General features: G+C 65.1%; 2 pseudogenes. One reads left to right on the top strand and one right to left on the bottom strand.

The features are described 5' to 3' along the window. Nucleotides 1-70: 70 nt before the first annotated feature. Nucleotides 71-205: pseudogene (locus tag H3V53_RS43310) on the bottom strand (HU family DNA-binding protein); the annotation flags it as partial. Between the two features lie 210 nt (nt 206-415). Between H3V53_RS43310 and H3V53_RS43315 the strand changes: the two are divergent. Next, a pseudogene (locus H3V53_RS43315) lies at nt 416-587 on the top strand (SET domain-containing protein-lysine N-methyltransferase); the annotation flags it as partial.

Genomic DNA, 587 nt, shown 5'->3' on the forward strand with positions numbered 1-587 from the left:
AGAATCGTCAGGACCGTCGCGGCGCGCGGGGAAACGGGCATGTCGCGCCGGCTTTCCTGCGCCCGCCACGCTAGGCCCCGTTGACGGCCTCCTTGAACGGTTTACCTGCAGTGAACTTCACGGTTTTCGCGGCCGGGATCGTAATGGTTTCGCCCGTCGAGGGATTGCGTCCGGTGCGCTCCGAACGGGCGCCCGTCGAAAACGAGGGGGTGGCTTCGGCCACGGCGGGAGCGAATCGCCGGTCCGAGTGACGCCCCCTTCTCTGCTCGCCGGGGGTTCTGGCGGAGCTGGTTCGAGGTTGACATGTGCCTGACAGTTAGTTGCGCATTGGCTTCACCAACATGGCCGGTGCCGCTGTATGATCCGGCTGCACCGGTGCCCTTTGCCCCGGGCGCCTACTGAAGGAAACGACACCATGCGCCGAGCGCGACGCATTTCGGCGCGACATTCGCCCGTGCACGGCACGGGGCTGTTTGCCCTACAGCCTTTCAAGTCGGGCGAGCGCCTCATTGAATACAAGGGAGAAGTGACCAGTTGGCGACGTGCGGCCGCGCGTCAGCGATCGGATGCCGGGCACACGTTTGTTT

Origin of the sequence: Paraburkholderia bengalensis (assembly GCF_037126505.1) — a bacterium.
GTDB lineage: Bacteria > Pseudomonadota > Gammaproteobacteria > Burkholderiales > Burkholderiaceae > Paraburkholderia > Paraburkholderia bengalensis.